This window comes from Micromonospora sp. NPDC047738 (genome assembly GCF_040642675.1).
In the GTDB taxonomy this organism is placed as follows: domain Bacteria; phylum Actinomycetota; class Actinomycetes; order Mycobacteriales; family Micromonosporaceae; genus Micromonospora.
This window is the reverse complement of record NZ_JBEYSO010000051.1, coordinates 1-24,015: the sequence shown is the minus strand read 5'-3', so window position 1 is coordinate 24,015 and position 24,015 is coordinate 1. Positions and strand designations below refer to the sequence as shown.

Here is a 24,015-nt window from a genome sequence, read left to right as displayed (position 1 = left end):
GCGTGCTGTCCAACGGAGGGACGAGGCCGGGCCCCGCGGTACCACCCTCCTTGGTCGCGTGAAACGCACGACCCGCTCATTCGGATGCAAGGTCAGTTCTACTCGGCCCGCGGGCCTTTCTTCCGACGGCTCCGGGGTGATCTTCCCGCCGTGCACGCTCCCGGGCTCACACCGCCCCCGAGTCGCTCCGAGCTGCGTCCGGTGGTACTCGTCCCCATCAACGCCTCTTGCGGCACGAACTTTACAACAGGCCGCTCCGCGCGGTCGTAAACGCCACCAGCCCGGCTGCCGTCCGGCCGTTGTCCTGGCTCTCATGGCCGTCTGCCGTCACTGTCGAGCTCTGTGGCGGCGGCACGGGCAGCCGGATGCGGAGGCCGGGATCTCGCTGGCCGGTCCTACGGGTGTGGGCTACGCCCGCCTAAGTTCGAGCACAGGAATGGTGCGGACTCCAGCAGTTTGGCGTGCATACTCGGCAAAGCCAGGGTAGCGCCGCGCTTGCTCGGCGTAGATGCGGTCGCGTTCAGCGCCGGTCAGTTCGCGGACGGTCACCTTGTATGTCTCGGTTCCGCGTTCGACACTCCCGACACCGGCGGCGGCCAAGTTGTGGTACCAGTCCGGGTTGGTGGGTGCTCCACCCTTGGTTGCGAAGACGTAGATGATGCCCGGCTCGGTGTCGTGCGGGAGGTACATGGTCGGGTTGACGTGCTCCCGCCCGCTTTTGCGGCCGCGGTGATGCAACAGGACCAGCGGAGCGCCCTCGAAGTTCCCGCCAACCCTGCCCTCGTTTGCTCGGAACTCCGCGATGATCTTCGCGTTCCAGTCGAGCGTGTCGCTCATGTCGAACTCCAGTCGTTCACGATCTCGGGAGATCCGCTGAGACCGGATGATGGAGAGGCCCGGCGGCCGTTCCCGGCGATCAGGCCTTTGACCTGGCACTTCATGGTAGGTAGGCCCTCATCCCGGAACTGGGTGGAGACGAGCAAACCGGCCGGCTACGACACCTTTGCGTGGGCGTTCACTGCTCAGATCGTTCGGCGAGGGGGCGTCGGGCGGCACGGCCGCGCCGGCGATGTTCCCGCCCACGTGGGCAACCGACGAGGTGCCCGGGATCAGCATAATGCTCGGCGAGTGCTGCTGCAGCCAGGACCGGACGACCGCGATCGAGGTCGCGCCACCCGCTTGGCGACCGACTCCAGCACGTCGACTGCAGCGGGAGAAGCCGCCGGGCGGGAAGTACGGCACGGACACGATGTGCTGCTCGGGCGTCAACGCCAGCACTGGCTCGTCCGCCCGGTGGTCGTGGCCGAGGTGCCGGGCGACGACGCCGGGGATTGCGTGTATCGCGGGCGTATCCAAAAGTGCATACGCCACTGCAGCGGCCCTCCGTTTCTAACGGGTGCATGAAGCAGAGTGCATCCGTGTCAGCGCCGCCCCGCCGTACGCGCGGGATCGTGCTCGTCAGCCTGCTCTGCCGCTGACTCGACCAGATGGTCAAGAGCATCTTTGCTGCCCGCATCGGCTAGGTGTCGCAGCAGGCCGAGGTCACCGGTTTCGGCGGCTTGTTCGATCAGCAACGCGATGTCGTCATGGCCAAGCGGCTGGTTCATCGGTGTTTTCCCACGGCGGTTGCGGCGGAGCTGGCGTCGAGGCAGTGCCTCAGTCGCCGACATACCGCGATCCACCAACTACCTTGACAGTCACAGTACCCCGACCTACGGTGTAACCCGGGAGGTGAGGTATGAGCACCAACAAGATCACATCCGATCTGCTACGCGGGAACACCGACACGATGATCTTGCGGCTGCTGACGGAGTCCGACCGCTACGGCTACGAGATCGTCAAGCTGATCGCTGAACGCTCGCAGGGCGAGTACGAGCTCAAGGAAGCCACTATGTACTCCAGCGTCCGGCGCTTGGAGGCCGAGGGCGACATCACCTGGTACTGGGGCGACGAGTCTCAGGGCGGACGGCGCAAATACTTCCGGATCACCGACAAGGGCCGCGCGACCTACGCGCACAACAAGACCACCTGGGACTACGCCAAGCGCGTACTGGACACGCTGCTGTAAAGGGGACGAACACCAATGAACGACAGACTCAACGAGTACGTGGACGGCGTCTTCGCCCCTTACGAGGGCACCAAGAGTGTTGGCGAACTGAAGACGGACCTGCTCGCCGATCTGCAGGAGCGATATCGCGAGCTGCTCGCCGAGGGCAAAGATGAGGCGGCGGCGTTCGAGCTGACCGTCGACAGCATCGGCGACATCGAGGAGACGGTGCGGGAGGTGTCGAATCTCTCGCGGGTTCTCGAGCGGCAGGTGGTTACGCGATTCGACGCGAGCGCCCTGGAGGGCAGCGACTTCGCCGGCGTCGCGGCGCGACAGGGAAGGTTCGGAGCGAGCGCGCTGCGCGGCTCCGACTTCTCCAACGCCGACCTCACCGGCAGCAAGTTCAAGAGCAGCGACATGAGACACGTCAACTTCGACGGCGCCAACCTGACCGACGCGAACTTCACGACGTCCGACCTGTCGGATGCCAGCTTCCGCCGCGCAAAGCTGGTCCGTACCGACTTCAGCATGTCCGGGCTCAACGGCGTCCGGTTCGCCGACGCCGCGCTTACCGACGTCGCGTTCCGCAAGACCGACCTGCGGAAGACCGTCTTCGAACGCTGCACGTTCACCGGCGTGGACTTCTCCGCGTCCGATCTGCGCGGCCTCAACTTCGACGGGGCGGCCTTCACCGGTGTGAAGTTCGACCGGGCAGGGCTTGAGGGCCTGTCGATGCGCGGGGCGATCCTGCGCGACTGCTCTTTCCGCGGCGGCTGGAGCAAGAGGTACTACAAGGCCCTACGCACCGTGAACTTCGACGGGGCGCGCATGGACAAGCTCACCTTCGCCGCGCTCAAGGGCTTCGGCGTCGAACCGGCCAACGTGACCGTCGAATAAGGAGACGTCACCATATGCAAACCCCGCCCCTCGCGATCCAGGTTATGGGATTGCACAAGTCCTACGGCAAGCTCGAGGTCCTCAAGGGCGTGGACTTCGCCGTGGCCAGCGGCAGCATCTTCGCACTGCTCGGCTCCAACGGCGCCGGCAAGACCACCGTCGTGCGCATACTGTCCACGCTGCTCAAACCCGATGGCGGCAGCGCAAGCGTCAACGGATTCGACGCCGTTTCCCAGCCCGAAAAGATCCGGGAGTCGATCAGCCTGACCGGACAGTTCGCCGCAGTCGACCAGATCCTCACCGGCCGCGAAAACCTGATCATGGTCGCCAAGTTGCGACAGGTGAAGAACCCCGGCCAGGTCGCCGACGGCCTGCTCGAACGATTCGGCCTCTCTGACGCGGGCGCGCGCCGGGTGGCGACCTACTCGGGCGGCATGCGCCGGCGCCTGGATATCGCCATGAGCCTCATCGGCGACCCGCCGGTCATCTTCCTCGACGAGCCGACCACCGGCCTCGACCCGGAAGCCCGCATCGAAGTGTGGAAGGAGATCAAGAGCCTTGCCGGCAAGGGCACGACGGTCCTTCTGACCACCCAGTACCTGGAAGAAGCGGAGAAGCTGGCCGACCGGATCGCGATCCTGCACCAAGGCACGATCATCGTGTCGGGCACCCTGGCGGACCTGCGCCAGCTGTTGCCGCCCGCGAAGGCGGAACTCGTGGAACGCCAGCCCACCCTGGAGGAGATCTTCCTGTCGATCGTCGGCACCAAGGAGATGCAGCGATGAGCTCGCATGTCGTCAGCAACACCAGCGTCATGCTCGGACGGTCCATCCGCCACGTTACCCGCAGCATGGACACCATCATCACCGTCACGATCATGCCGATCGCGTTCATGCTGTTGTTCCGCTACGTGTTCGGCGGCGCCATCCAGGCCGGTACCGACAACTACACCAATTACCTGATGCCCGGCATCCTGCTCATCGCCATCGCCAGCGGCATCTCCTACACCGGCTTCCGGCTGTTCAACGACATGCAGAGCGGCATATTCGAACGGTTCCACTCGATGCCGATTACACGGTCGTCCGTCCTTTGGGGACACGTGCTGACCTCGATGGTGTCCAATGCCATCTCCGTCGTGGTCATCATCGGGGTCGGGCTCATCATGGGCTTTCGCACCTCGGCCGGTGTGCTGGCCTGGCTTGCCGTCGTCGGGATCCTAGCGCTGTTCACCCTCGCGCTAACGTGGGTCGCGATGATCGCCGGCCTGGCGGCGTCCTCGCCAGACGGAGCGTCCGCCTTCTCCTACCCTCTTGTCTTCCTACCGTTCATCAGCTCGGCGTTCGTCCCCACCGACACCATGCCCGGGCCGGTGAAAGCCTTCGCCGAACACCAACCGGTCACCTCCATCGTCAACACCATCAGGGCGATGTTCGAGCAGCAGCCGGTCGGCAACGACATCTGGATCGCCCTCGGCTGGTGCGCCGGCATCCTCGTCGTCGCCTACGCCTTCGCCATGCGGGCCTACCACCGCAAAATCGCCTGACACCACAGGAAAGATGTCGCCCGCGGCGACCGCCAAGCGGCCGCCGCGGGCCCGGCAACGAGGAGGGGAAGCCGACCATCCAGGCATAACGCACACGGGCCACAACGTCGCCCCCGGCGGGCCGCCAGTTCACCAACTAAAGGTAAGCCGTAGCCGTACCGGTTGGTCAATCTGTAGGGGCGGGTTCTCGATGGCGAAAACGAGCGAATCGTCCGTCGCTCGACCCCTCGCTTGTAAGAACTGCGCGCTTCGTCTAGGCGTCCGTCCGCGTCCGTGACCTCGGGCTACGATCCAGGCTCGGTCGCCGCCGACTGTCCTCATCTCGGGCCGTTGCTGTCGGCATCGGTTATGGGAAGGCGTGACTCGCCCTTCGGATCCTAGAGTGGCGTCCATGTCGGGCCGGCGGGAACGCATGCGTCGGGAGCTGGGTGGCTTCCTCAAGGAGTATGGCCGCAGCTCTCGATCTCGCAACGGGATGGATCCGAACGATCGCCAGTACAGCCGCAAACTGGAGACCCAAATCAAGCGGATGCGCCCGGAGGACCTCGACCGCCTGATGCGGGACGACGAAGACGACGACCAGTAGCCACAGACCGTCAGGTTTGGAACGTGCCTTGCATCGCTCTGACCGACGGTTTGGTCGAGGTGCTGACCAGCCACGGCGGCGGACCGGGGCAATGCCTCGCGGTCATGCTGCTGCCATCCAATGTCCCGCTGTTGGCTGGCATTGACCGCTGCATCGGGCACGGATCGGACACGGACTCAGGTGAGGCCGAGGCATGAACCCCTATGCCGCGAGGCGACGGCAGATCCACCGAAATTGGACCCATCCGCACTCTGGCCTGGCTTGCGATCGTCGGTGTCTCTCGACCTTTCAGATGCGTTTCGCTGTCGGCTGCGCCGGATCCGCGTCCGATGCCCTTCGCGGCGGCGGGGAATATAGCGCATTGTCAGGTGTCGTAGGACCCATCCCATGGCTCGTCAAAGCCAAGGCCCGGATACAGCTCGACCCGGTCGACCTTGTCCACGGCCCCTTTCAGCGCCGCGAGTGGGCACCGTGCACAGTTCGCAGAGGAATTCGAGCATCGTGCACGGTGGCACCGGCAGGAGGCCACGTCATAGCGTCTGCCGCATCACCGCCGCGGCTCGCCGAAGGTCCGCCCGGAGCGGGCCTGCCGTGGATCAACCTGTCGATCACGGGAAGGGACCTCATGAAATCTCGACGCATCCTGTCCGGCCTGGCCGCAGCGGCGCTCGCCGCCACCGCGTCCCTGACGTTCGCGGCCCCGGCCTCCGCCGCCACCTGGGACCACTGGATGTACACCGATGACGCCGACCCGGGCGGCATCGTCCGCTTCCGCGCCGACGGCGACGTCGTGCAACTCTGCGACATCGAGGCCGACGGGTGGAAGGTCTATTTGACGGTCTCCGACTGGACCCAGAACAACCTTCACAAGTACAACCTGAGTGTCGGCGGCAACGGCAACTGCATCGAGGCCCGGGCATCGTTCGGCAGCCCGTACGACCTGCGTGAGGGCAACGTGTTCAGGTTCGCCATCTGGTTGGACAAGGACGGTAGCGTCCCGAGTTACCACGACGTCGCATACTGGTCGAACGTGAACTGACGGGCACGTGCGACCAAGGGCCGGTCCCAGTGGGGCCGGCCCTTCGCAGGGTGGCGGAGGTACGAGATTCGAACTCGTGAGGGTGCTAACCCCACACACGACACGGCATACAACTCCCGCGCCAACCCACTGCAGCTGGCCCGTCGAGGGGATTGTCGCGACCTCCCGACCAAGATCGACCGGAGCGTCCACGCGGTCATCTTGCAGGAAGACTGTCAGCGTGGGAACGGCACACGATCAGCCTCAAGTGGGCCTCGACGCGCTCTCACGTGGCCTGATTTGGCCCGGGGTGACACCATCTTGTGGCCCGTGGATGGCCCGGCTCGCCCTCTGCGAGGAACCTGCCCTTCAATCGGCCTGACCATCATCGAGGATGGAAACGAAGCCGTCTTTCCAGTGGTCCTCGTCGAGGCTGTAGCGGTTGATGTAGAAGCAGTCGGGCTCGTCGCGGAAGCCAGGCAGCTTCCTGGCTCGCTGTATCCGTTCCTCCGCTCGTGCCTCCGACGAGTACACCCCCAGAATCTTGAGATCGTCACCGTCTTCCTTGTCCCAGACCAGCTCGCCGGCTTCGTCTCGGTGCGTTGTTGATCGCCCATCGAGCCACCGGGCGTGGCGGACGTGCCAGAGCAGGAAGACCTCCATGCAGCCGGACGCTACCCGCTACCGCTCTGACCAATGGGCGGCGTGATTGATCCTGGGACACGGCGAGCCGGCCGAGGGGGACGAAACCGTCGAGCTATGCATTACGGGATCAAACTGCCAGCTCCGACGACCTCGGCACTTGAGAGTCGAGTACCGGGCGTTGCGGCTGCTGGCGGACTCGGCGCGCAACGGGGCGGTCGCCGCGCTGGCCCGGAGGATGCCTGCTGTCGACGCTGTGGGCGGGGCCGGACACGACCGGAAAGGCGGTACGGGCAGGCGAGCACCTGGTGCAGGGCACGGTGCGGCGCGACCCGGTCAGGCTGCGGCTGGGCCTCGCCGGGGACGACTTCGGGTACGCCATCGACTTCGGCCTGCCCCGGCAGCCGGTCACCTCGGCGTTCGCCCTGGACCCCGAGGTTAAGCGCGAGGCGGTGTGGGCGGCGCCGCTGCTGCGCCCGTCGGAGCTGCTGACCGACCGGTCTGGCACCGCACTGCGCATCCGGGACGGCCGTTCGTGGCTGGCGGTGCCCGACGCGGTTCATCCGTTCGACAGCATGCTCAGCGAGTACACCGACCCGCAGCGTGCCCCCGAGCTGCTGACGGTGCGGGAGCGGATCCGGTCGTGGCGCTTCTACGACCATCTGCGCACCGACGCTGACGCGCCGGCGCGTCGGGCACAGATCGACACCCGGGCCCTGTCTTCACCGTGCTTCCGGTCGGGGTGGTAGCACTCGCCCTCACCTAAAGGTCTTGATGGTGATAGCACGGTTCACGTTCGGCCGGTGGGATCGTCGCGATCGCGTCCGCGCGGGTGGGTCGGCGTGCCAGGGTGGCTGCGTGACGGGTCAGCGAAGCAGCGGCGGCGATGATGGCGGCGGCAGGGCGAGCCGAGAACCTGATTCGCAAACATGGGAGCCCGCAGCAGACGACGCTCCTGGAACTGTTCTTCGACCTGGCCTTCATCTTCGTCATCCAGCGGATTGCCCTGCGGATCACCGAACGATTGAGCCGGCCTGGCGTCGCTGGCGGGTGGCATGCCTTCCCCGCCGCGGGCAAGACGCTGCTGCTGCTCATGCCGCTGACCTGGGTGTGGACCCTGGCGGCGTGGACGACTGCTAAGTACGACCCGCGCCGGCTGCCCGTGCAGGCCGTGATCATCACGGCCATGTTCGGTGTCTTGATCATGTCGGCGGGGCTGCCCGCCGCGTTCCGAGGTGGCGGTCTGGCCTTCGTCGTGCCGTACGTCGTCATCCAGACCGGCCGGGCCGCCGTCGTCATGATCATCCTGCGCGGGCACGAGCTCGCGCGCACCGCAGCCCGCGAGCTCGTCTGGTTCACGCTGTCCGGCCTCCTGTGGATCACCGGTGCGCTCACTCACGGCGGAACCCGGGTGACGCTGTGGGTTTGCGGCGCGGCTACGGACTTTCTGGCTGCCAGAATCGGCTGGCCGGTGCCCCGGCTCGGCTCGCTGCGCGTCACGGCGTGGGCGGTCGCCGGGGCGCATCTGGCCGACCGGTACCGGCAGTTCCTCCTGATCGCCCTCGGCGAGTCCGTCGTGGCCCTGGCCCTGGAATACACGAGGGGCTTGTACGACGTCGAGCCGACCGTCGCGTTCGTGATCGGCTTCGCCACCACCGTGCTGCTGTGGCGGATCTACTTCTACCGGACGGGGCAGACCCTCGGCGACGCCATCGCCGCGTCGGAGAACCCGGAACACCTCGGTCGCGTGGCCGCCCTCGCCCACTGGATCATGATCCTCGGGATCATCATCACCGCCGTCGGCTACGAACTGGTCATCCCCCACCCGCTCGGTGACACCATGCCGGGCTGGGCGGCGGTCATCCTCGGCGGCCCTGCCCTGTACGTCGCCGGACGCGCCCACTTCGAGTACGTGGCCTTCGCCCTGGTGTCTCGACCCCGCGTGGTCGGGGTCGTCATTCTCGTCCTCGCCGCCCCGCTGATGGTCCCCCTGCCACCGGTGCTGGTGTCCCTCATCGCCGCGCTGGTTCTGGCCGGGATCGCCGCTGCCGACGCCGCGCGTGCCCGCGGAAGACCACCGGAGGCCCCATCACCACCCAGGCGAATGGTGCGAAAGCAATCAATCAGTCCGCGCGGTGGAGACAGGGGTTGTGACGGTGGGTGAGGCACGGCTGCTGCTGAAGGACGGGACCAGACGGCAGGCGACCTTCCTGGAGTTGTTCTTCGACGTGGTGTTCGTCTTCGCGTTCACCCGGATATCGATCCGGTCCGCCGAGGTCCTCACCGGCCCCGACCGCCACATCACGAGCGTCGTCGCCATGGGTCTGAGCAAAGCACTGCTGCTGCTCCTAGCGCTGTGGGCGGTCTGGCACCTCACCGCCTGGACCACCAGCCAGTACGACCCCTACCACCACAGAGTCCAACTCGTGGTTATCAGCTCACTGGTCGCCAGCCTGGTCATGGGAGTCGCGATATCCAGAGCCTTCGGCGAACGACGCCTGGCCCTCGCCTGCGCCTACGTTCTCGCCCACGTCAGCCGATCCCTCATCCTGTCGATCTCACTGCGCGGCGAAACCGAACGACGACGCCACGAGCTACGCATGCTGACCACGTTCAGCCTGACCGGCGTTCTGTGGATCACCGGCGCCGCGCTGCCACTCAGATGGCGGCTACCGCTGTGGCTGCTCGCGCTGGCCACCGAGTGGGTCACCGCACGAGCCGGCTTCCCCGTCCCCGGCCTCGGCCGCTCCCCAGCGGCGAAACTGCGCATGGAGGGCGAACACCTCGCCGAGCGCTACCAACAGTTCCTCCTCATCGCCCTCGGCGAGGCGATCCTGGTCACCGGCCGCGTCTACGCGGAAGGCACCATCGGCACCGGCGAAACCGCCGCGTTCGCGATAGCGGTGGCCACCACCGTGCTGATCTGGCGGATCTACTTCCACCGCGCCGGGCAGATCCTCCCCGAAGCGATCACCAAAAGCACATCCCCGGCACGAATGGGTTGGTCCACCACCGACTCACACCTGATCATGCTCGCCGGCATCGTCACCACCGCCGTCGGCTACCACGTGACCATCGAACACCCACACGGAGACACCCAGGCCACATGGATCGCCGTCATCCTCGGCGGACCGGCCCTGTTCACCGTCGGCCGGGCGCGCTTCGAGCACGAGGTCTTCTCCCGCGTGTCCCACTCCCGGATCGTCGTCCTTCTCATCCTGGCCGCCCTTTTCCCCGTGATGATCCACCTGCCAGCACTGGCCTCAGCAGCAGCCGCAGCCGCCATACTGGCCGCAGCGGCCATCGCCGACGCGCGGCGCGCATGGGGACGCCCACCCGAACAACCCAAACCGTCACCATGACGGCCCCAACCGCTGCGGCGTGGCGCCGGACCCGCGCGTTCAGCCTGATGCACTGGGCGTTCAACATCGGTGCGGCGGCCGCGGCCGTGATGGCTGGCTTCCTCGCCGCCCACGGATACGCCCTGCTCTTCGCGATCGACGCGGTGACCTGCCTGATCTTCGCGGTCATTGCCGCCGTGGGCATCCCACGCGTGCCTCGCGCGCTGGTTTCCCAGAAGCGGGGCGGCTACCGCATCTTGTTCGCCGACCGGGTCATGCTCGTCTTCATCGGGCTCAGCTTCGCCTAGGAGGTCGTCTACAGCCTGACCGAGTACGCCATCCCGCTCTCGATCCGCCTCGACGACCTCAGCCCGACCGTGTTCGGTGCGGTCGCCGTCGTCAACGCGGTCCTCGTCGTGGTGCTGCAGCCGGTCCTCTATCCGCACCTGACCCGGTTCGGTCGTTTGCACGTGCTCGCAGGGGCCTGGGCCGTCGTCGGAATCGGCATCGCGACCACCGGCCTCGTGCACACCCCGGTCGGGTACGCGCTGAGCGCGGTGATCTGGTCCGCCGGCGAGGTGGCCGGCGGCATCGCCGCCGACCTCGCCCCGGCCCACGCGCAGGGGCGCTACCAGGGCGCGATGATGTGGGCCGGATCGCTGGCCAGGTTGGCCGGACCGGCCCTGACGACGGCCCTGTTCGCCTCGGTCGGCCCGGCCGCGCTGTGGTGGTCGTCGGCGCTGACGGGCGTGCTGGGCGCGCTGATCCTGATGCGGCTGCTGCCAGTCCTCCACCGCCGCCTCGCCCACACCCTTGGGCCCGTCAAACGAACGGTGTAACTCGGGTTGTTGACGACTACTTCCGGCCCGCGGACAATCCGGGGCGCTGTCGCGGCCACGGACCTGAATCACGACGGTCACGGCGCTGCTCGGGCACACCGCATTCAGGGATAGGGATGGTCGAGGAGGCCGTCAGCATCACTACGCGCGTGTAGGTAGTCGGCGAAGGTGACCGTGCCGCGGTCACCATTGGTGAGCAGGTGGCCACCCACGCCGAACCCCGCGCCCAGCCTGCCCCAGAGGGGGATCTTGATGACTGGGCGGCGGCGTTGTGCAGCGGCGAGATAGGCGCGCATCAGGTCCGCCATCGACTCGACCTTCGGCCCGCCGAGTTCGCGAACGCGGCCTGCCGCAGGCCCCATGACGAGTTCGGCCATTCGATCGGCGACATCGCCCACGTCGACTGGCTGCAACAGTGACTTCCGCGGCACCACGGCGGCCGGACCTTTGGAAAGTCGCGTCAAGTACATCAGCATCAGATCATGGAACTCTGTGGCCCGCAGGATCGTCCATGGCAGCCCGGAGTCTTCGACGAGCCGCTCGTTATCTAGCTTGGCCTGGAAGAACCCGAATCGAACCCGGTCCACTCCGACGATCGAGACGTACACCAGGTGCGGCCGTGCTCCACTTGTCGCATTGAGCAGCTGCCGGAGCTGGGTCACGTCCCGTTGCGGTCGCCGGTAGTCGGCCGCACTCGCGCAGTGGGCGATCACATCCACATCCTCGACCGCTGCGGCCAGGCCATCGCCGGTCTCGAGATCACCCTGGACGAACCCAGGTCCCTGAGATGGGCGACGGCTCAACACCCGCACCTCGGTTCGATCCTGTAGCCGATGTACCAGCTCGCGACCCAGCACGCCGGTGCCACCAGTGATGAGCACCCTGTCTGGACGTGTCATAGCCCCTCCTTACCTTGGAAACGGCTGGCCGGTTTCTCCAGGAAGCCCAGTACGGCGTGAAAGCCGATCGGCCGGTACATCTGAACCCAGGAGCGCAGCGCCGACACCGGTGCCGGGTGGGCAAGCGTCTCCACCGGTTGGCGTCAGGCATCGGGTTCGGCCGCGGTGGAGCGATGCGCGGAGCCGCGTTCGCCTTGTTCACGGCCCTTGGACAGGCCCCGATCCAATACGAATACCAGCACGTACGCCTCGGCGAAGGCGCATACTGCCCACATCGCCCAGGCCAGGACGCTGAGGTTCAGGGGCTGGTGCAGCACGTTGAATGGGCCCATGAACTCGGCGAACACGGTGCCCAGCCACACGATGAGGCCGAGCCGCCATGCCCTGCTGTGCAGGCCCGTCGTCCAAGCAGGAGCGATGGACCGGTAGACGACGGCGTAGCCAATCCCGAACGCGAGCATCCCGCCGAGGATGACCAGCGGATTCTCCAGAACCCGTGGAAGTGGCTCCAGTTCCTTCCACACGGTGATGACCTTGGGATGCTGGGTGTCGGGGTCGAACAACAACCCTTCCGCGCCTGGGCGTGAACCGCCGAGCAGGCGGAATGTGACGAACGTGCCTAGCACGAACGCGATGCCGCCGGCGAGACCAGCAGCGAGTGTTCGCCAGATCGAGATGGTGTGTCGCATCGTTCGCCTTCCTGAGTTGGGCTGCAGTGAAGGAAGCTGCTACCAAGTACCGTGTAGTGCTGCGTGACTGAATGCGTGCTGAATGGGTGATCGCCGGTAAGTCCGCGGCTGAGGGCAGCTACCCGAGCATGAGGCTGGGACGGGCGCGTACGGCACGCTGGAACTTGGTGGGGCGGTCTTCAGGTGGACCCAAGCGAGCGCTCGTGTTCGCTGCGGTCAGACGGTGCGGCGGGAGCGGGCCAGGGCCAGCCAGCCGAGGACCGTGGCGATCAGCCCAACCATGAGGGCCAAGTAGCCACCGGCGATCCCGTTACCGGTGCCGAGACCACCGTCGGCGGTGATCACCACCAGCCCGCCGTTGACCACGGCGACCAGCCCCGCCACCAGCGCCACGATGGCGCCCTTACCTCCGTTGCCGATTCGACTGGCGGGGCGGGCCAGAGCCAGCCCGCCGATGACCACGCCAGCCAGCGCCAGTAGCGCGGCCGCGCTGCCCCAGATTCGTTCGGGGGTCCAGCCGTAAACGGTGGTGGGCTGGGCCAAGACGTGCGCGGCCGCTGGTGTGGCAAGCACGAAAACTCCGAGCAGGGCGGCTGCGGCTGCGGCGAGCAGGTGACGGACAGACATGAGCTGCTCCTTTTCCTCTTAGGACGTTGTCGTCTGATCCTGTCCGCCGGACCCACCGCCTGTCGTCCTGCTGGCGCGGGCACTTTACGCTGCCGCAAGCGGTGCATCCGGCTGCCGCGGATGCCGTAGAAAGCCGGTAAGCTACCGCGTTTGCGGTAGGCGCCCGATCATCCGCGCGCACGAGTCGCCCGGGCGGACTTGCGGTTAGGGTGCGCGCATGAGCAGGCGACGGATCGGTGTCAGAGACTGGACGATCGCCGTCAGCGTGGCGGCGATCCTGGTAGTCACCGGGCTATCCGGGCAGCACTCCGCCACCAACCTCGACCGGCTCGGCTACGCGCTGTTGGCGGCCGGCGGTCTGGCGCTGGCCGCACGCCGCCGCGCTCCGGTTCCCGTCCTGGCCGTCACCGGGCTGTTCGCGGTGGGTTACCAGGCGGTTGGTTTTGACGTGCCTGCCGTCGCGTTCCTGTTCGCGGTGTACGCCGCCGTGCGGGCCGGACACCGCACCGTCACGGTGGCGGCGAGCGTGATCATGCTGCTCGCTCTCCTCCTCGCAGCCATGGCCTCGGGCCTGCATGACACGGGCGAGGCGTTCGCGCAGGCCCGCGGTGTCCTCGAGCTGGCCTGGCTGATCGCCGCCGGTGCGGCGGGTGAAGCAGTGCGACAGGCCGAGCGCCGGGCGGATGGGGCCGAGCGCACCCGCGAGGAGACCGCTCGGCGCCGCGCCAACGAGGAGCGGCTGCACATCGCACGGGAGCTGCATGATTCGCTCACCCACCAGATCTCCGTCATCAAGGTGCAGGCCGAAGTCGCCGTCCATCTGGCCCGCAAGCGGGGTGAACAGGTGCCGGAGGCCCTGCTGGCGATCCGGGAGGCCGGTCGTGAGGCGGCCCGGGAGTTGCGAGCGACCCTGGAGGCGCTGCGCGACGACGACAAAAACCCGCCGCATGGGCTCGACGATCTGCCGGACCTGGTGCAACGAGCCCGGGCGACCGGTCTGGACGCGACGCTGACGATCGAGGGAAACCGAAACGATGTGCCGGCCGCGGTGGACCGGACCGCCTACCGGATCGTTCAGGAGTCGCTCACGAACATCGCCCGTCACGCCGCCGCCGCTACGGCGTCGGTTCGGATCGACTACCGGCCCGACGCCCTCGCGATCCGTGTCGATGACGACGGCAGGGCCACGCCGGACACCGCGCCGGTGCCCGGCGTCGGGCTGCTCGGGATGCGCGAACGAGTCAGTGCCCTCGGAGGTCACCTCCGCGCGGAACCGCGCAGCGGCGGTGGCTTCACCGTCCAAGCCGAACTTCCCGTGGACCAAACGTCATGATCCGTGTCCTGTTGGTCGACGACCAGCCGCTTATCCGCAGCGGATTCCGCGCGCTCCTCGACGTCGAGGACGACATCGAGGTGGTGGCCGAGGCCGCCGACGGCAGCGAGGGCCTGGCGCTGGCAAAGGAACACCTGCCCGACATCGCGCTCATCGACGTCCAGATGCCCGTCATCGACGGCATCGAGGCGACCCGGCGCATCGCTGCGGACCCAACCCTGGCCCGGGTGCACGTCGTCATTTTGACCAACTACGGCTTGGACGAGTACGTCTTCAACGCGCTGCGCGCCGGCGCCGCCGGATTCCTCGTCAAAGACATCGTGCCGGAAGACTTCCTCCACGCCGTACGCGTCGCCGCCCGCGGCGACGCCCTGCTCGCACCGTCGATCACCCGCAAGCTGATCAACCGGTACGTCACCCAGCCGCTCCACACCAGCACCAACACGGGGCTGAAAGAACTGACCAACCGCGAACGCGAGGCCGTAGCGCTGGTCGCGCAGGGCCTGTCCAACGACCAGATCGCCGATCTCATGGTGATCAGCCCGACGACCGCGAAAACCCACATCAACCGAGCCATGACCAAGCTCCACGCCCGCGACCGCGCACAGCTCGTAGTCCTCGCCTACGAATCCGGCCTCGTAACCCCGCGCAACTCCTGACACCCACGCGTGAGGACCACCTGAACGTCCCCTTCGCGACCGCATTGGGGAACGCGTGGAGCGAGATGAAGACCGGGAAACAGCGGCCGGCGACGTCAGCCCGGGGTAGCGGTCTGCTTGGATGGCCACCAGTTTCGCTCGCCGAGCAGCACCGCGAGAGCGGGGACGAGCAGGGCCCGGACGAGGAACGTGTCGGCGAGCAGGCCCAGGGTGATCACGAAGCCGATCTGAAACAGCGCCTCCATCGGAACCGCCATCAAGGTCGCGAAGGTGGCGGCCAGCACGAGGCCAGCGGAGGTGATCACGCCGCCGGTTCGCTCAAGGGCCTCCGTCACCGCGCGGCGGGTCTCGTGCTGCCGACGCTGTTCGCTGATCCGGCTGAGGAGAAACACGTTGTAGTCGACGCCCAGGGCGACGATGAAGATGAACGTGTACAACGGCAGGTTTGGGTCTGAGGCCGGCTGGCCGAGGATGTGGGTGAAGATAAGGGAACTGACGCCGAGGGCGAAGCCGAAGGAGAGGATCACGGTCGCGATCACGTAGAGCGGCATCACCACCGCGCGCAGGAGCAGAGTGAGGACAAGGAGGATCAGGGCAAGGCCGACCGGGACGATCAGCCTGGTGTCACGCCTGAGTGCCTGGCGGGCATCGTAGTTCTCGGCCACGGTCCCGCCGATCAGGACGGTCCGACCGTCGGCCGCGCGGTCAGCGATCTCGCGCAGCACTGGGACGGCGTCGGTGGCCCGCTCTGAGAACGGATCCATCCGCAGGTCTGCGTCGAAGATGACCAGGTTTGTCGCGGGCCTTCGCTGGCCTTGCGCCGCCGCACCCAGGAAGCCGCTGTCCGCCCCGACCGACCTGGCCACCGCGTGCATGTCGGCGATGGGTGAGTGTGTGCCTTCGGTGAGAGCGCTCTGGACCTTCCCGCTTGCCTCGTCGGCTACGACGATGCGAAGCGGCGCCGCCCGGCCGGGTATGAAGTGGTTGCGGATCACCTGTTGACCGCGGACCGAGTCCGGCGCCTCGCGGAAGGACGCGGCGAAGTCGAGCGCCGGACGCCCGCCGATGGTGGCCAGCGCGCCCGCGGCGAGGAGAGCGGTGACCGCCGCGGCGATCACTGCGGGGCGTGCGTGAACAAGGCTCGCGACGCGCCCCCAAAACGTGACTGCGGGTGCGGCCTCGGGCTCGTGGCGGGGAATCGCGGGCCAGAATGCCCGTCGTCCGAGGGCGGTGAGCAGCGCGGGCAGGAGCGTCAGACCGGCACCGACCATGATCGCGACGCCGAGGGCGAGGATCGGGCCCATCTCGCGCGTGGCGTTGAAGTCGGCGAGGGCGAGGACCAGCATCGCGCCGACGACGATCGCTCCGGCGGAGAGAATCGCCGGGCCGGTGCGCTGGGCGGCGGCGACCATCGCCTCCTCAACGTCCCGCGCCCGTCGCAGTTCGTCGCGAAACCGCGCCACGATCAGCAGACAGTAGTCGGTGCCGGCACCGAACATCAGCACGATCAGGATCGCGGTCGTCTGGCCGCTAACCTCGGTGAGGCCGGCGGCGACGAGAGCGTAGGCAAGGCCGGCGGCGAGAAGATAGGCGACGGCGACGACGGCCAGCGGTACCAGAGCAATCAGCGGCGAGCGGTAGGTCGCGAGCAGCAGGAGCAGCAGGATGACGACGGTGACCGCCAAGAGGGTCCCGTTGATTCCTTTGAGCGCAGCACTTCGGTCGGCCTCAAAGCCGGCGCGGCCGGTGACGAAGGCCCGCAATCCGCTCTCGTCGCCGGCGGCCGGCGGGACGACCTCGCGGATTGCCGCGACGGCCTGCTCGCTGGCGGGCGTCGAGCCGTCGGTCATCAGGACTGTGCTCAAGATGACGCTGTTGTCGGGTGAGGTGAGTAGCGAGCCGCCCGGGCTCATGTCGAGCGGATCGGTCTTGCCGCATGCGCGCTGGTACGGGGTGGCGACCATCGTCAACTTCGGGATGGCGCCGGACCGGCACAGCGCGCGGGCGTCGGCGTCGGCGCGCTGCCCGTCGTCCGCTGTGATCCCACCCTCGCGGAAGTAGGCGATTACCGCCGCTGTCTCGCTGCCGCGCCGGAACTGCTCGTTGATGATCCGCTTGGCCTCCGCCGACTCGGACCCCCGGACGAGGAATGTCTGGCTCTCGTCGGCGGCCCGTTCGCTGAGCTTGGCGTGTAGCGGCACCACGAGCATCGCGAGCGCAAGCCACACCGCGATTACGACCCACCGTGACCGCCGACCGGTGGCGACTGCGGAAGCCCCGGTGAGAGTGCGCATCGGGTCGCCGCCCTAGAGTCCGCCACCGACCCCCTCTATGTGGCTGACGGCGCCATGCGCGATGTAGACATAGATCCTCGTCGGGTCGACCTCTATCGGCACGGGCTGGCTCTTGTCGTCCTCGCGCGCAACGACGATCTCGCAGCCGTGGCGGGCCGCCTTCTCACGGGCCTCAGCGAGCTGCATCCCGAGCAGCTCTGCCGTATCGAAGGCATTCTTCGCGGGCCGGTACTGGCTGACGCCGCTGTTCTGTCCCGTCTCCACCATCGGGCATTGAAGCGCTGTCAGGTCGCGCTCCGGCCCCGTCGCCCCCTCGGAATCGTCGCTACATCCCGCCAGAGGCAGTGCTCCGACGGCGATCGCAACGGTGGCCGCAGCGACGCTGAGAAGCCGCCTGTTAACCCTCTGCCCACCCATAGCAGGGACGCTAGTGGAGCGAACCGTCTCGTTCAAGACAACTAACGTCTCTGATCAACAAAAGCAACGTTTGTAGCGAGCAAGCTTTTGCAGCCCACAACCGGAAGTTCTTGACGATCTACCAAAAGGGGAACATGCTACGTCTTAACCTTCAGGCGGTCGCACCACGTCGCTCCGACCGCGGGGCTGGTAGCCGCCGCATTGGGAGAGGAAGTGAGTGGCATGTGGAACGCCGCGCCCCCTGCGCGGAGTCTGAAGCGTCCTGGAATCGCCCTGATCGCGGTCGCTCTTGGGGCTCAGATGCTCGCCCCGGCGACCGCTGTCCAAGCGAAGAGCACCCGACAGGCTCCTAGTGGCATCCACCCGACGGCTGCTGGCCCATCGACAAGCACCAGGCAAGCTAGCAGCGCCCTCCCTGCGGCTCCTGCCCAGGAGGAGGGCAAGAGGATCCTCATCTACACCGGCACGACCGGGTACCGGCACACCGATGGAATCAACAACGGGCGCCCAGTGGTGCAGGCCGCTCTCACGGCCGCAGGCTACGACGTCGACTGGGAGAACTGCGACAACAACGGCGGCGGCCCGAACAACTGCGACAACCCGGACAAGAACCCTCGGATCTTCACGGACGGGAACCTGGCCCGATACGACGCGATCCTGTTCCTGAACGCGTCGTGGTCGTGGGCCGGCGGCGGGCGGCCCGGACCGCTCCTCGACCATGCCCAGCGCGACGCGTTGATCCGCTTCACCCAGCACAGCGGCGGGATCGCGGCCGTGCACAACATGACTGACGCCGGCGCCGGCGTGTCCGCGTGGGACTGGTGGGACGGCGGGCCGGACAGCGTCGTCGGCACGACGATGCGCGGCCACTCGAGCGGGTCGGCGACCGGCAACGCCGCAACCGTCCAGGTTGCCGACCACAACCACCTCTCCACCAAAGACCTGCCCGACACCTACAAGATCGCCGACGAGCATTACAACTTCGCCCGCAACGTCCGGGGCGACCACCACGTGCTCGCGACCTTCGACGAGCGCACCTACAACACCGGCACCTACTCAATGGGCCAGGACCACCCCACGACGTGGTGCAAGCTCTACGACGGCGGCAACGTCAAGGACGGCACCGGCACCCCGCGGCCCTACAACGATGGGCGGACCTGGCTGACCTCGCAGGGCCACTTCGGCGTGCGTTACACCGAGAACGGCGGCGACAACCCGCTGATCAAGCAGATCGTCGGAGGGGTGCGCTGGGTCGCCGGCGAGGGGAAGAAGACCGACTGCTCCGGCACCGTGTGGTCGAACTTCACCCGCACGACCCTGGTCGACAATGTGAACGGCCCGATGGCTCTCGACGTGGCGCCGGACGGCAAGGTCTACTGGACCGAGATCGGCCCCAAGCAGGGGTACGAGTCCGAGGGCTACGTGAAGATGCACGACCCGAAGGGCCCACCGAACAACTCGACCACGGTCGCGACGATCCCGACCCGCGCCGACCACGGCAACTCTGAGGACGGCGTGCTGGGAATGAGCCTGCAGCCGGGCTTCGACCTGTCGAAGCCGGACAAGAACGACATCTACGTCTACTATTCCCCGCGCAACCCCGGCGACTGGCCGACCACGGGCAACCAGCAGACGGTCGGCTACAACCTGGTCAGCCGCTTCACGCTGAACAAGACCGGCACCGCCTTCGAGCCGGCACCAGGCGGGCCGAAGCACCTGGACCCGGCACATCCATACATGGAGCGGCAGATCTTGCGCGTGCCCAAGGCGAAGATCTCCGGCAAACCCTCGGGCTTCCCGGGTGGCCCCACCGACAACGGCCCCGGCCATGTCGGCGGCGCGAGCCTGGTGTTCGACTCCGAAGGCAACCTCTACGTCGGCGTCGGCGACGACGTTTCCCCGAACGCGCCCGGCCACAACCGCTACACGCCGATGGACCATCGCGCCTCGGAGCGCTGGGACGCGCGCAAGACGGCGGCCAACACCGCCGACCTGCGCGGCAAGATCCTGCGCATCAAACCGCGCGAGGGCCCGCCGCAGACCCCAGGGCGCGCACCCGATCCCGGCCTGGGCAAGACCTATACGGTCCCGAAGGGCAACATGTTCGCGCCGGGAACCCCGAACACCCGACCGGAGATCTACGGCATGGGCTTCCGGCAGCCGTTCACGGTGCACACCGACCCCGCCCACCCGGGTTCGGTCGTCGTCGGCGAGTTCTGCCACGACAACTCGGTGGACCAGCCCGACCGCGCCCCGGCCGGCGTCTGCGAGTGGAACAAGGTCGACGGGCCCGGTTTCTACGGCTGGCCGTTCTGCATCGGTGACAACTCGAAGATCAACACCACCTGGCGCTGGAACTACGAGGCCAACTCCTCGACCGGTCAGCAGTACGACTGCTCGCTCGACAAGCTCCCGTCCGACCTGAACTGGGCGCCGCCGGGCGGTACCAATTCGCAACCCACATTCCAAGGCCTCGATGCGATCCCAGGTCCCGCGAAACCAGCGACGGTCTGGCGCAAGTACCCCGGCAACCCCGGAAGCCAGGATCCGAAGGACTTCGGCGACCTGGGCGCAGGGGGGATGCAGCCGGTCACCGGCCCGGTCTACCGATACAAAGACAGCCGCGGTCCCGGCGCCTTCCCGGCCTACTACGACGGCTCCTGGCTGATCACTAACCGTGGCACCGACAACGGGTTCTGGAAGGAGGTCCGCCTGCGGCAGGACAACAACCAGATGCTCCGGGTCAACGACTGGCTGCCCGTCAACCACTTCGGCACGCCGAACAACAGCTTCGTGATCCCGACCAGGTTCGGGCCCGACGGCGCACTCTACATGGGGCGCTGGACGTTCGGCTGTTGCCGCAACCAGATCAACCCCGAAATGAAGATGCAGCTGATCAAGATCGAGTTCACGCCCGAGGCCGACCAGTGTAAGGAAACCGATGCACCGACGGTCTCGCACCAGATTCAGGGCCAGGCCGATCCCGACCAGCAGAACACCTATATCGACTCGGCCACGTTGAGCCTCACCGCCAACGATGTCGGCTGTGCCGGCGTGGACAAGGTCGAGTACCGCGTCAACGGCGGCGCGTGGACCGCCTACAACGCGCCGGTACCGTTCAAGGACACGGGGAAGTACACAGTCGACTACCGAGCCACCGATCGCCTCGGGAACGCCTCCAACCCGCAGAGCACCACCTTCACGGTGCGCGACAGCGGCGGGACGCTCCCCACGACGTGCGACATCAACGCCACGGGCACGCAGTGGAGTCCCGACAACTGCAAGATTGCCCGCGGCGGCACCATCACCTGGCACTTCAACGAGGCGGATGCGCGATTCCCGCACGACGTCTGGCTCGTGCCACCCGGCGGCAATCCGGACCCGAACGGCGGCGACATCTTCCAGGTCACCAACGGGCCCGTACCGCCGGGAGGTCCGCCGGTCTCGTACACCTTCGATCGGGAAGGGACCTGGACGGTCATCTGCAGGCTCCACGCCGGCTACAGCAGCGGGCAGTGGTTCGGCATGATCGCGACAGTCACGGTCGGAGGAGGATGAGTTAAGGCTTGATGGCCTGGTGGATCGGGCCCGGACACGCCGTCCAGGCCCGATCCACCAGGCCCAGGCGGCCAGCAGCACCCGCCGATGTCCGGACGACGTCAGCCCACTCCCACAAATCATGGGCATCGTGATTCGGATAGATGATCGAGCACGCCGTGAACCTTCTTCGGATGGGCCTGTCATCCGGCCAGGGCGACCTCGGCCCCTCGGGACCCGGCGGCGGCGGACTGGGCAGCTCGGCGGCGCTGGTGGTAGTGAACGGTCAAGATACCGAGCAGCGGTCCCCAGGCGGCCAGCGGCAGGTAGGCGATCCAGAACGCGACGCTCTGCCAGCCCTCCGTGATCGGCGTGTCCGGGCTGCCGTTGACCATCCGGCCAGAGGCCATCATCGCCAGCGCGTACGGGAAGATCAGCAGGGCGATCGCACCGAGGCTGGCGGGAATGACGGCGGCGAGGGTCGGTACCCGGCGACCGCGCAGGCCCGGGATCCACCTCGGCCACACCTCGCCCCACTCACACACCAACCCGAGGGCGAGGAATGCCAGCACCTCGCTGACCAGGCTGAGCGTGATGATGTACCAGACCCCTTCGAACAGCACCGGACCGTGGCCGAGCGGCGGGGCGTCCATGCGCTTCACGAGCGGAGCCTCGAAGACGAAGGCCGTGATCCGCCAGATGGTGGAGGGCAGCGTGGTCAGGGCGGCAGCGTATGCGGCCAGCATGGCCCAGCGGGGCACGCCCACCGCCGTCCGGCCGTGCAGCTTCCTCAGGACGGTGCGAGCGGTCATAGGGAAATCTCCTTGTCCAAACGCTGATCGTTGCGGATGGCCATACGCACCCCCGTGTGCCAGCGGGCGATGCCGAGCGTTGCTGTTTCAAGATCCCAGCCACGCCGAGCCCCACGCATCCCCTCGGGAGGGGACCGGATCACTCGCATGGGGGAAACGGAACCTGGACCACACGGACGACGGACGAGGCCGAACCACCGTGGACACGAGGCACCGGCACGGCCCGCCTGACGCCAACCGGCTCCCCTGCACAATCGCCTCTTCCGAGGATGCGCTCGGCGGGCGAGGCCCAGTCCCGCTGCCCGTGCCCGGCGCCGATCGCCTCGGTCAAGAGGGCCGAGAGCAGATCGCCCACCGGCAGGTGCAGCCCCGTGGTCGCGGCTCGACGTGACCCTTGCGAAACCGGTGCCGCCGCGCCCTCGCCTTGGTGGGCCGTCGCCTGCACGGTTCATGATCGCGCCAGTCACATCCCCGCAACGAGCCAGTGCTGGACGGCGACGGGCTATCGGTACCGCAGGCGTGCGGGCCGGGGTCCTTGAAGAAGACACCAGTCGAGGCCGCCGCGACGTTCGACTCCGCTCCGGCCACGTCCAGCCGCATGGCGCCGCCCGCGCGCAGTGGGCGGGGTGGATCGGGGGTCAGCAGGGCCATCGACTCGCCGACACAGACCACGTCGTACCCCACCGGTCGCACCGCGCCGGCTGTGCCCGTCATCGGCGATCTCGCATCTGGGGCCGACACATCGTCGACGGGCCGTCCGGCAAGCCGTCGGCGCAGGCGACCGAAGTCACCGAGGGCGCATAGCCCAGGTCGTTCCGAGCCGGCCTATGACCAGGCCCGGAGGCGTCGGTGAACCAGCCGGGGGTGCTGCTGGCGTCCGCCCGTGGCGCAGGCGCTGGTGAGGGCGTGGTCTGTGGTGAGGTCAACGATCGCATCGCCGGGCGGCTGTGGGCGGCCACGAGCCGGCAGGCCAGCCGGGCGCCCCTCGCGCGGTCGGTGTCGGCGTCGGTGCGGGCGGTGCGCCATACGGTGACCGGGACCGGCGGGTCACCGGCCACCAGGTCGATGAGGGGTCGACGGGGTGGGCAGGGTCGTGGTGGTGCTGCGGCGTGTGCTCACCGCCGGCCCGTTCGCGGTGACAAGGGAAAGGGACGTGGGGCGGGGTCAAGCATCCGCGTCGGTGATGGCTGCGTAGAGGCCCGAGGAGGCAGTGTCGACCTGCCGCGCCGTTCGAGCGTCTTTGCCGGTTCGACGCCCTGGACTGGGTAGGCGCATCCGTAGGAGTCGGAGCGAGGTACCCGTCGAACGGGCCATACGTGCCCCAACTAGCGGGTGGGTCGCTGGGTCGTTGTTAGGGTCACGGACCGCCTTCTGGAGTGAGCGAAGCGCTGGCCACCACTCAGGGTGCCGCTCCACCACCTCAGCCAGGACTGGGCTCTGCTCCAGCATATGCGCTGGCCACTGATACCAGGAGTGGGCGAAGTGGAAGTCGGGCAGAAGCGCGGCTACCTGCAGCTCACACTCAAGGACGTCGGCGAGCAGTTCTGCGAGAGTCAACACCGCTGGCCGATCGGCGTCGTGCAGTGTGGAGGGCTTCCCGTCGAAAAAATACGAGCGGAGCGACGGATTCTCAAGCAGGCGGTCGTGCCAAGCGCGAGATAGGTTGTTGATCTCCATTAGGGCGGCGGCCGAGCCGATGCCGTTGTTGATGCGGCTCTGTTTCGCCACCTCCCGAGTCTGTAAGAGCGACCGGCAATAGGTAGGGCGCCTGGGCGGACGGACCCCGGGGTAGCAAGCAGGCACGGGTCCATTGATCATCGGAGTTCTCTACGCTT

The 24,015-nt window shown here is 67.3% G+C and carries 24 protein-coding genes and 1 pseudogene; 14 read left to right on the top strand and 11 right to left on the bottom strand.

Features of this window, described 5'->3' with window-relative positions; all coding sequences use genetic code 11:
- Nucleotides 1–408 precede the first annotated feature (408 nt).
- Both ABZ783_RS35720 and ABZ783_RS35715 read right to left on the bottom strand, forming a co-directional pair.
- Complete coding sequence (locus ABZ783_RS35720; RefSeq protein ID WP_357447036.1) at nt 409–837, bottom strand: nitroreductase family deazaflavin-dependent oxidoreductase; 429 nt, start codon at nt 835–837, stop codon at nt 409–411.
- Between the two features lie 584 nt (nt 838–1,421).
- Nucleotides 1,422–1,607, bottom strand: a complete 186-nt coding sequence (locus tag ABZ783_RS35715) for a hypothetical protein (RefSeq protein WP_357447033.1) — start codon at nt 1,605–1,607, stop codon at nt 1,422–1,424.
- Between the two features lie 131 nt (nt 1,608–1,738).
- Between ABZ783_RS35715 and ABZ783_RS35710 the strand changes: the two genes are divergently transcribed.
- The 6 genes from ABZ783_RS35710 (at nt 1,739) to ABZ783_RS35685 (ending at nt 6,112) form a co-directional block, all read left to right on the top strand.
- Entirely contained in the window at nt 1,739–2,068 is a 330-nt protein-coding gene (locus tag ABZ783_RS35710) for a PadR family transcriptional regulator (RefSeq protein ID WP_357447030.1), read from the top strand.
- Between the two features lie 39 nt (nt 2,069–2,107).
- On the top strand, nt 2,108–2,944 hold the full coding sequence (locus tag ABZ783_RS35705; RefSeq protein WP_357447027.1) for a pentapeptide repeat-containing protein: 837 nt from the start codon (nt 2,108–2,110) through the stop codon (nt 2,942–2,944).
- A gap of 14 nt (nt 2,945–2,958) precedes the next feature.
- A complete protein-coding gene (locus ABZ783_RS35700; RefSeq protein WP_357447024.1) occupies nt 2,959–3,729 on the top strand; it encodes an ATP-binding cassette domain-containing protein in 771 nt (256 codons plus the stop codon).
- A complete protein-coding gene (locus ABZ783_RS35695) occupies nt 3,726–4,487 on the top strand; it encodes an ABC transporter permease (protein WP_357447020.1) in 762 nt (253 codons plus the stop codon). Before ABZ783_RS35700 ends, ABZ783_RS35695 begins: the two co-directional genes overlap by 4 nt.
- 391 nt (nt 4,488–4,878) lie before the next feature.
- Nucleotides 4,879–5,073, top strand: coding sequence for a hypothetical protein (locus tag ABZ783_RS35690; protein WP_357447017.1), 195 nt, complete (start codon nt 4,879–4,881; stop codon nt 5,071–5,073).
- A gap of 625 nt (nt 5,074–5,698) precedes the next feature.
- On the top strand, nt 5,699–6,112 hold the full coding sequence (locus tag ABZ783_RS35685) for a hypothetical protein (protein ID WP_357447014.1): 414 nt from the start codon (nt 5,699–5,701) through the stop codon (nt 6,110–6,112).
- A gap of 348 nt (nt 6,113–6,460) precedes the next feature.
- Here ABZ783_RS35685 and ABZ783_RS35680 read toward each other — a convergent pair whose 3' ends face one another.
- Nucleotides 6,461–6,754 (bottom strand): hypothetical protein, encoded by a 294-nt coding sequence (locus ABZ783_RS35680; RefSeq protein ID WP_357447011.1) that lies wholly within the window; start codon nt 6,752–6,754, stop codon nt 6,461–6,463.
- 287 nt (nt 6,755–7,041) lie between these two features.
- Here ABZ783_RS35680 and ABZ783_RS35675 point away from each other — a divergent pair, with 287 nt between their 5' ends.
- The 5 genes from ABZ783_RS35675 to ABZ783_RS35655 all read left to right on the top strand — a co-directional run bounded on the left by ABZ783_RS35675 (nt 7,042) and on the right by ABZ783_RS35655 (nt 10,913).
- Nucleotides 7,042–7,482, top strand: a complete 441-nt coding sequence (locus tag ABZ783_RS35675) for a hypothetical protein (RefSeq protein ID WP_357447008.1) — start codon at nt 7,042–7,044, stop codon at nt 7,480–7,482.
- Between the two features lie 137 nt (nt 7,483–7,619).
- Nucleotides 7,620–8,897 (top strand): low temperature requirement protein A, encoded by a 1,278-nt coding sequence (locus ABZ783_RS35670; RefSeq protein WP_357447005.1) that lies wholly within the window; start codon nt 7,620–7,622, stop codon nt 8,895–8,897.
- The gene (locus ABZ783_RS35665) at nt 8,794–10,095 is read left to right on the top strand and encodes a low temperature requirement protein A (protein ID WP_357447002.1); all 1,302 of its coding nucleotides are present in this window, start codon (nt 8,794–8,796) and stop codon (nt 10,093–10,095) included. The genes ABZ783_RS35670 and ABZ783_RS35665 overlap by 104 nt, the downstream gene beginning before the upstream one ends.
- Nucleotides 10,092–10,382: an MFS transporter gene (locus tag ABZ783_RS35660; RefSeq protein WP_357446999.1), complete on the top strand. Its 291-nt coding sequence runs from the start codon at nt 10,092–10,094 to the stop codon at nt 10,380–10,382. The genes ABZ783_RS35665 and ABZ783_RS35660 overlap by 4 nt, the downstream gene beginning before the upstream one ends.
- 15 nt (nt 10,383–10,397) lie before the next feature.
- Nucleotides 10,398–10,913: an MFS transporter gene (locus ABZ783_RS35655; protein ID WP_357447059.1), complete on the top strand. Its 516-nt coding sequence runs from the start codon at nt 10,398–10,400 to the stop codon at nt 10,911–10,913.
- Between the two features lie 104 nt (nt 10,914–11,017).
- Here the strand turns inward: ABZ783_RS35655 and ABZ783_RS35650 are convergent, their stop codons facing one another.
- The 3 genes from ABZ783_RS35650 to ABZ783_RS35640 all read right to left on the bottom strand — a co-directional run bounded on the left by ABZ783_RS35650 (nt 11,018) and on the right by ABZ783_RS35640 (nt 13,128).
- Nucleotides 11,018–11,812 carry an SDR family oxidoreductase gene (locus ABZ783_RS35650; RefSeq protein ID WP_357446996.1) on the bottom strand — a complete coding sequence of 265 codons (795 nt, stop codon included), beginning with the start codon at nt 11,810–11,812 and terminating at the stop codon, nt 11,018–11,020.
- Nucleotides 11,813–11,955: 143 nt separating this feature from the next.
- Nucleotides 11,956–12,501 carry a hypothetical protein gene (locus ABZ783_RS35645; RefSeq protein ID WP_357446993.1) on the bottom strand — a complete coding sequence of 182 codons (546 nt, stop codon included), beginning with the start codon at nt 12,499–12,501 and terminating at the stop codon, nt 11,956–11,958.
- 216 nt (nt 12,502–12,717) lie between these two features.
- On the bottom strand, nt 12,718–13,128 hold the full coding sequence (locus tag ABZ783_RS35640; RefSeq protein ID WP_357446990.1) for a DUF6223 family protein: 411 nt from the start codon (nt 13,126–13,128) through the stop codon (nt 12,718–12,720).
- A gap of 217 nt (nt 13,129–13,345) precedes the next feature.
- On the opposite strand from ABZ783_RS35640, the gene ABZ783_RS35635 reads away from it, so the two are divergent.
- Both ABZ783_RS35635 and ABZ783_RS35630 read left to right on the top strand, forming a co-directional pair.
- Entirely contained in the window at nt 13,346–14,461 is a 1,116-nt protein-coding gene (locus ABZ783_RS35635; RefSeq protein ID WP_357446988.1) for a histidine kinase, read from the top strand.
- Nucleotides 14,458–15,120 (top strand): response regulator transcription factor, encoded by a 663-nt coding sequence (locus ABZ783_RS35630; protein ID WP_357446986.1) that lies wholly within the window; start codon nt 14,458–14,460, stop codon nt 15,118–15,120. Before ABZ783_RS35635 ends, ABZ783_RS35630 begins: the two co-directional genes overlap by 4 nt.
- A gap of 95 nt (nt 15,121–15,215) precedes the next feature.
- Here the strand turns inward: ABZ783_RS35630 and ABZ783_RS35625 are convergent, their stop codons facing one another.
- Both ABZ783_RS35625 and ABZ783_RS35620 read right to left on the bottom strand, forming a co-directional pair.
- Complete coding sequence (locus ABZ783_RS35625) at nt 15,216–17,348, bottom strand: MMPL family transporter (protein ID WP_357446983.1); 2,133 nt, start codon at nt 17,346–17,348, stop codon at nt 15,216–15,218.
- Nucleotides 17,349–17,426: 78 nt separating this feature from the next.
- Nucleotides 17,427–17,831: a hypothetical protein gene (locus ABZ783_RS35620; protein WP_357446980.1), complete on the bottom strand. Its 405-nt coding sequence runs from the start codon at nt 17,829–17,831 to the stop codon at nt 17,427–17,429.
- Between the two features lie 222 nt (nt 17,832–18,053).
- Here ABZ783_RS35620 and ABZ783_RS35615 point away from each other — a divergent pair, with 222 nt between their 5' ends.
- On the top strand, nt 18,054–21,389 hold the full coding sequence (locus ABZ783_RS35615; protein ID WP_357447056.1) for a ThuA domain-containing protein: 3,336 nt from the start codon (nt 18,054–18,056) through the stop codon (nt 21,387–21,389).
- Nucleotides 21,390–21,571: 182 nt separating this feature from the next.
- Here the strand turns inward: ABZ783_RS35615 and ABZ783_RS35610 are convergent, their stop codons facing one another.
- The 3 genes and pseudogenes from ABZ783_RS35610 to ABZ783_RS35600 all read right to left on the bottom strand — a co-directional run bounded on the left by ABZ783_RS35610 (nt 21,572) and on the right by ABZ783_RS35600 (nt 23,908).
- Entirely contained in the window at nt 21,572–22,180 is a 609-nt protein-coding gene (locus tag ABZ783_RS35610; protein WP_357446976.1) for a hypothetical protein, read from the bottom strand.
- A gap of 839 nt (nt 22,181–23,019) precedes the next feature.
- Nucleotides 23,020–23,348 (bottom strand): annotated as a pseudogene (locus ABZ783_RS35605) (hypothetical protein); the annotation flags it as partial.
- Complete coding sequence (locus ABZ783_RS35600; protein WP_357446973.1) at nt 23,345–23,908, bottom strand: hypothetical protein; 564 nt, start codon at nt 23,906–23,908, stop codon at nt 23,345–23,347. The pseudogene ABZ783_RS35605 and the gene ABZ783_RS35600, both read right to left, overlap by 4 nt.
- Nucleotides 23,909–24,015: the final 107 nt, after the last annotated feature.

Coding starts and splice junctions, on each gene's coding strand:
- ABZ783_RS35680 (WP_357447011.1), bottom strand. CDS start 6,754: ATGGAGGTCTTCCTGCTCTGGCACGTCCGCCACGCCCGGTGGCTCGAT.
- ABZ783_RS35620 (WP_357446980.1), bottom strand. CDS start 17,831: ATGGGTGGGCAGAGGGTTAACAGGCGGCTTCTCAGCGTCGCTGCGGCC.
- ABZ783_RS35660 (WP_357446999.1), top strand. CDS start 10,092: ATGACGGCCCCAACCGCTGCGGCGTGGCGCCGGACCCGCGCGTTCAGC.
- ABZ783_RS35610 (WP_357446976.1), bottom strand. CDS start 22,180: ATGACCGCTCGCACCGTCCTGAGGAAGCTGCACGGCCGGACGGCGGTG.
- ABZ783_RS35690 (WP_357447017.1), top strand. CDS start 4,879: ATGTCGGGCCGGCGGGAACGCATGCGTCGGGAGCTGGGTGGCTTCCTC.
- ABZ783_RS35700 (WP_357447024.1), top strand. CDS start 2,959: ATGCAAACCCCGCCCCTCGCGATCCAGGTTATGGGATTGCACAAGTCC.
- ABZ783_RS35685 (WP_357447014.1), top strand. CDS start 5,699: ATGAAATCTCGACGCATCCTGTCCGGCCTGGCCGCAGCGGCGCTCGCC.
- ABZ783_RS35645 (WP_357446993.1), bottom strand. CDS start 12,501: ATGCGACACACCATCTCGATCTGGCGAACACTCGCTGCTGGTCTCGCC.
- ABZ783_RS35650 (WP_357446996.1), bottom strand. CDS start 11,812: ATGACACGTCCAGACAGGGTGCTCATCACTGGTGGCACCGGCGTGCTG.
- ABZ783_RS35710 (WP_357447030.1), top strand. CDS start 1,739: ATGAGCACCAACAAGATCACATCCGATCTGCTACGCGGGAACACCGAC.
- ABZ783_RS35630 (WP_357446986.1), top strand. CDS start 14,458: ATGATCCGTGTCCTGTTGGTCGACGACCAGCCGCTTATCCGCAGCGGA.
- ABZ783_RS35615 (WP_357447056.1), top strand. CDS start 18,054: ATGTGGAACGCCGCGCCCCCTGCGCGGAGTCTGAAGCGTCCTGGAATC.
- ABZ783_RS35640 (WP_357446990.1), bottom strand. CDS start 13,128: ATGTCTGTCCGTCACCTGCTCGCCGCAGCCGCAGCCGCCCTGCTCGGA.
- ABZ783_RS35670 (WP_357447005.1), top strand. CDS start 7,620: ATGATGGCGGCGGCAGGGCGAGCCGAGAACCTGATTCGCAAACATGGG.
- ABZ783_RS35635 (WP_357446988.1), top strand. CDS start 13,346: ATGAGCAGGCGACGGATCGGTGTCAGAGACTGGACGATCGCCGTCAGC.
- ABZ783_RS35720 (WP_357447036.1), bottom strand. CDS start 837: ATGAGCGACACGCTCGACTGGAACGCGAAGATCATCGCGGAGTTCCGA.
- ABZ783_RS35715 (WP_357447033.1), bottom strand. CDS start 1,607: ATGAACCAGCCGCTTGGCCATGACGACATCGCGTTGCTGATCGAACAA.
- ABZ783_RS35695 (WP_357447020.1), top strand. CDS start 3,726: ATGAGCTCGCATGTCGTCAGCAACACCAGCGTCATGCTCGGACGGTCC.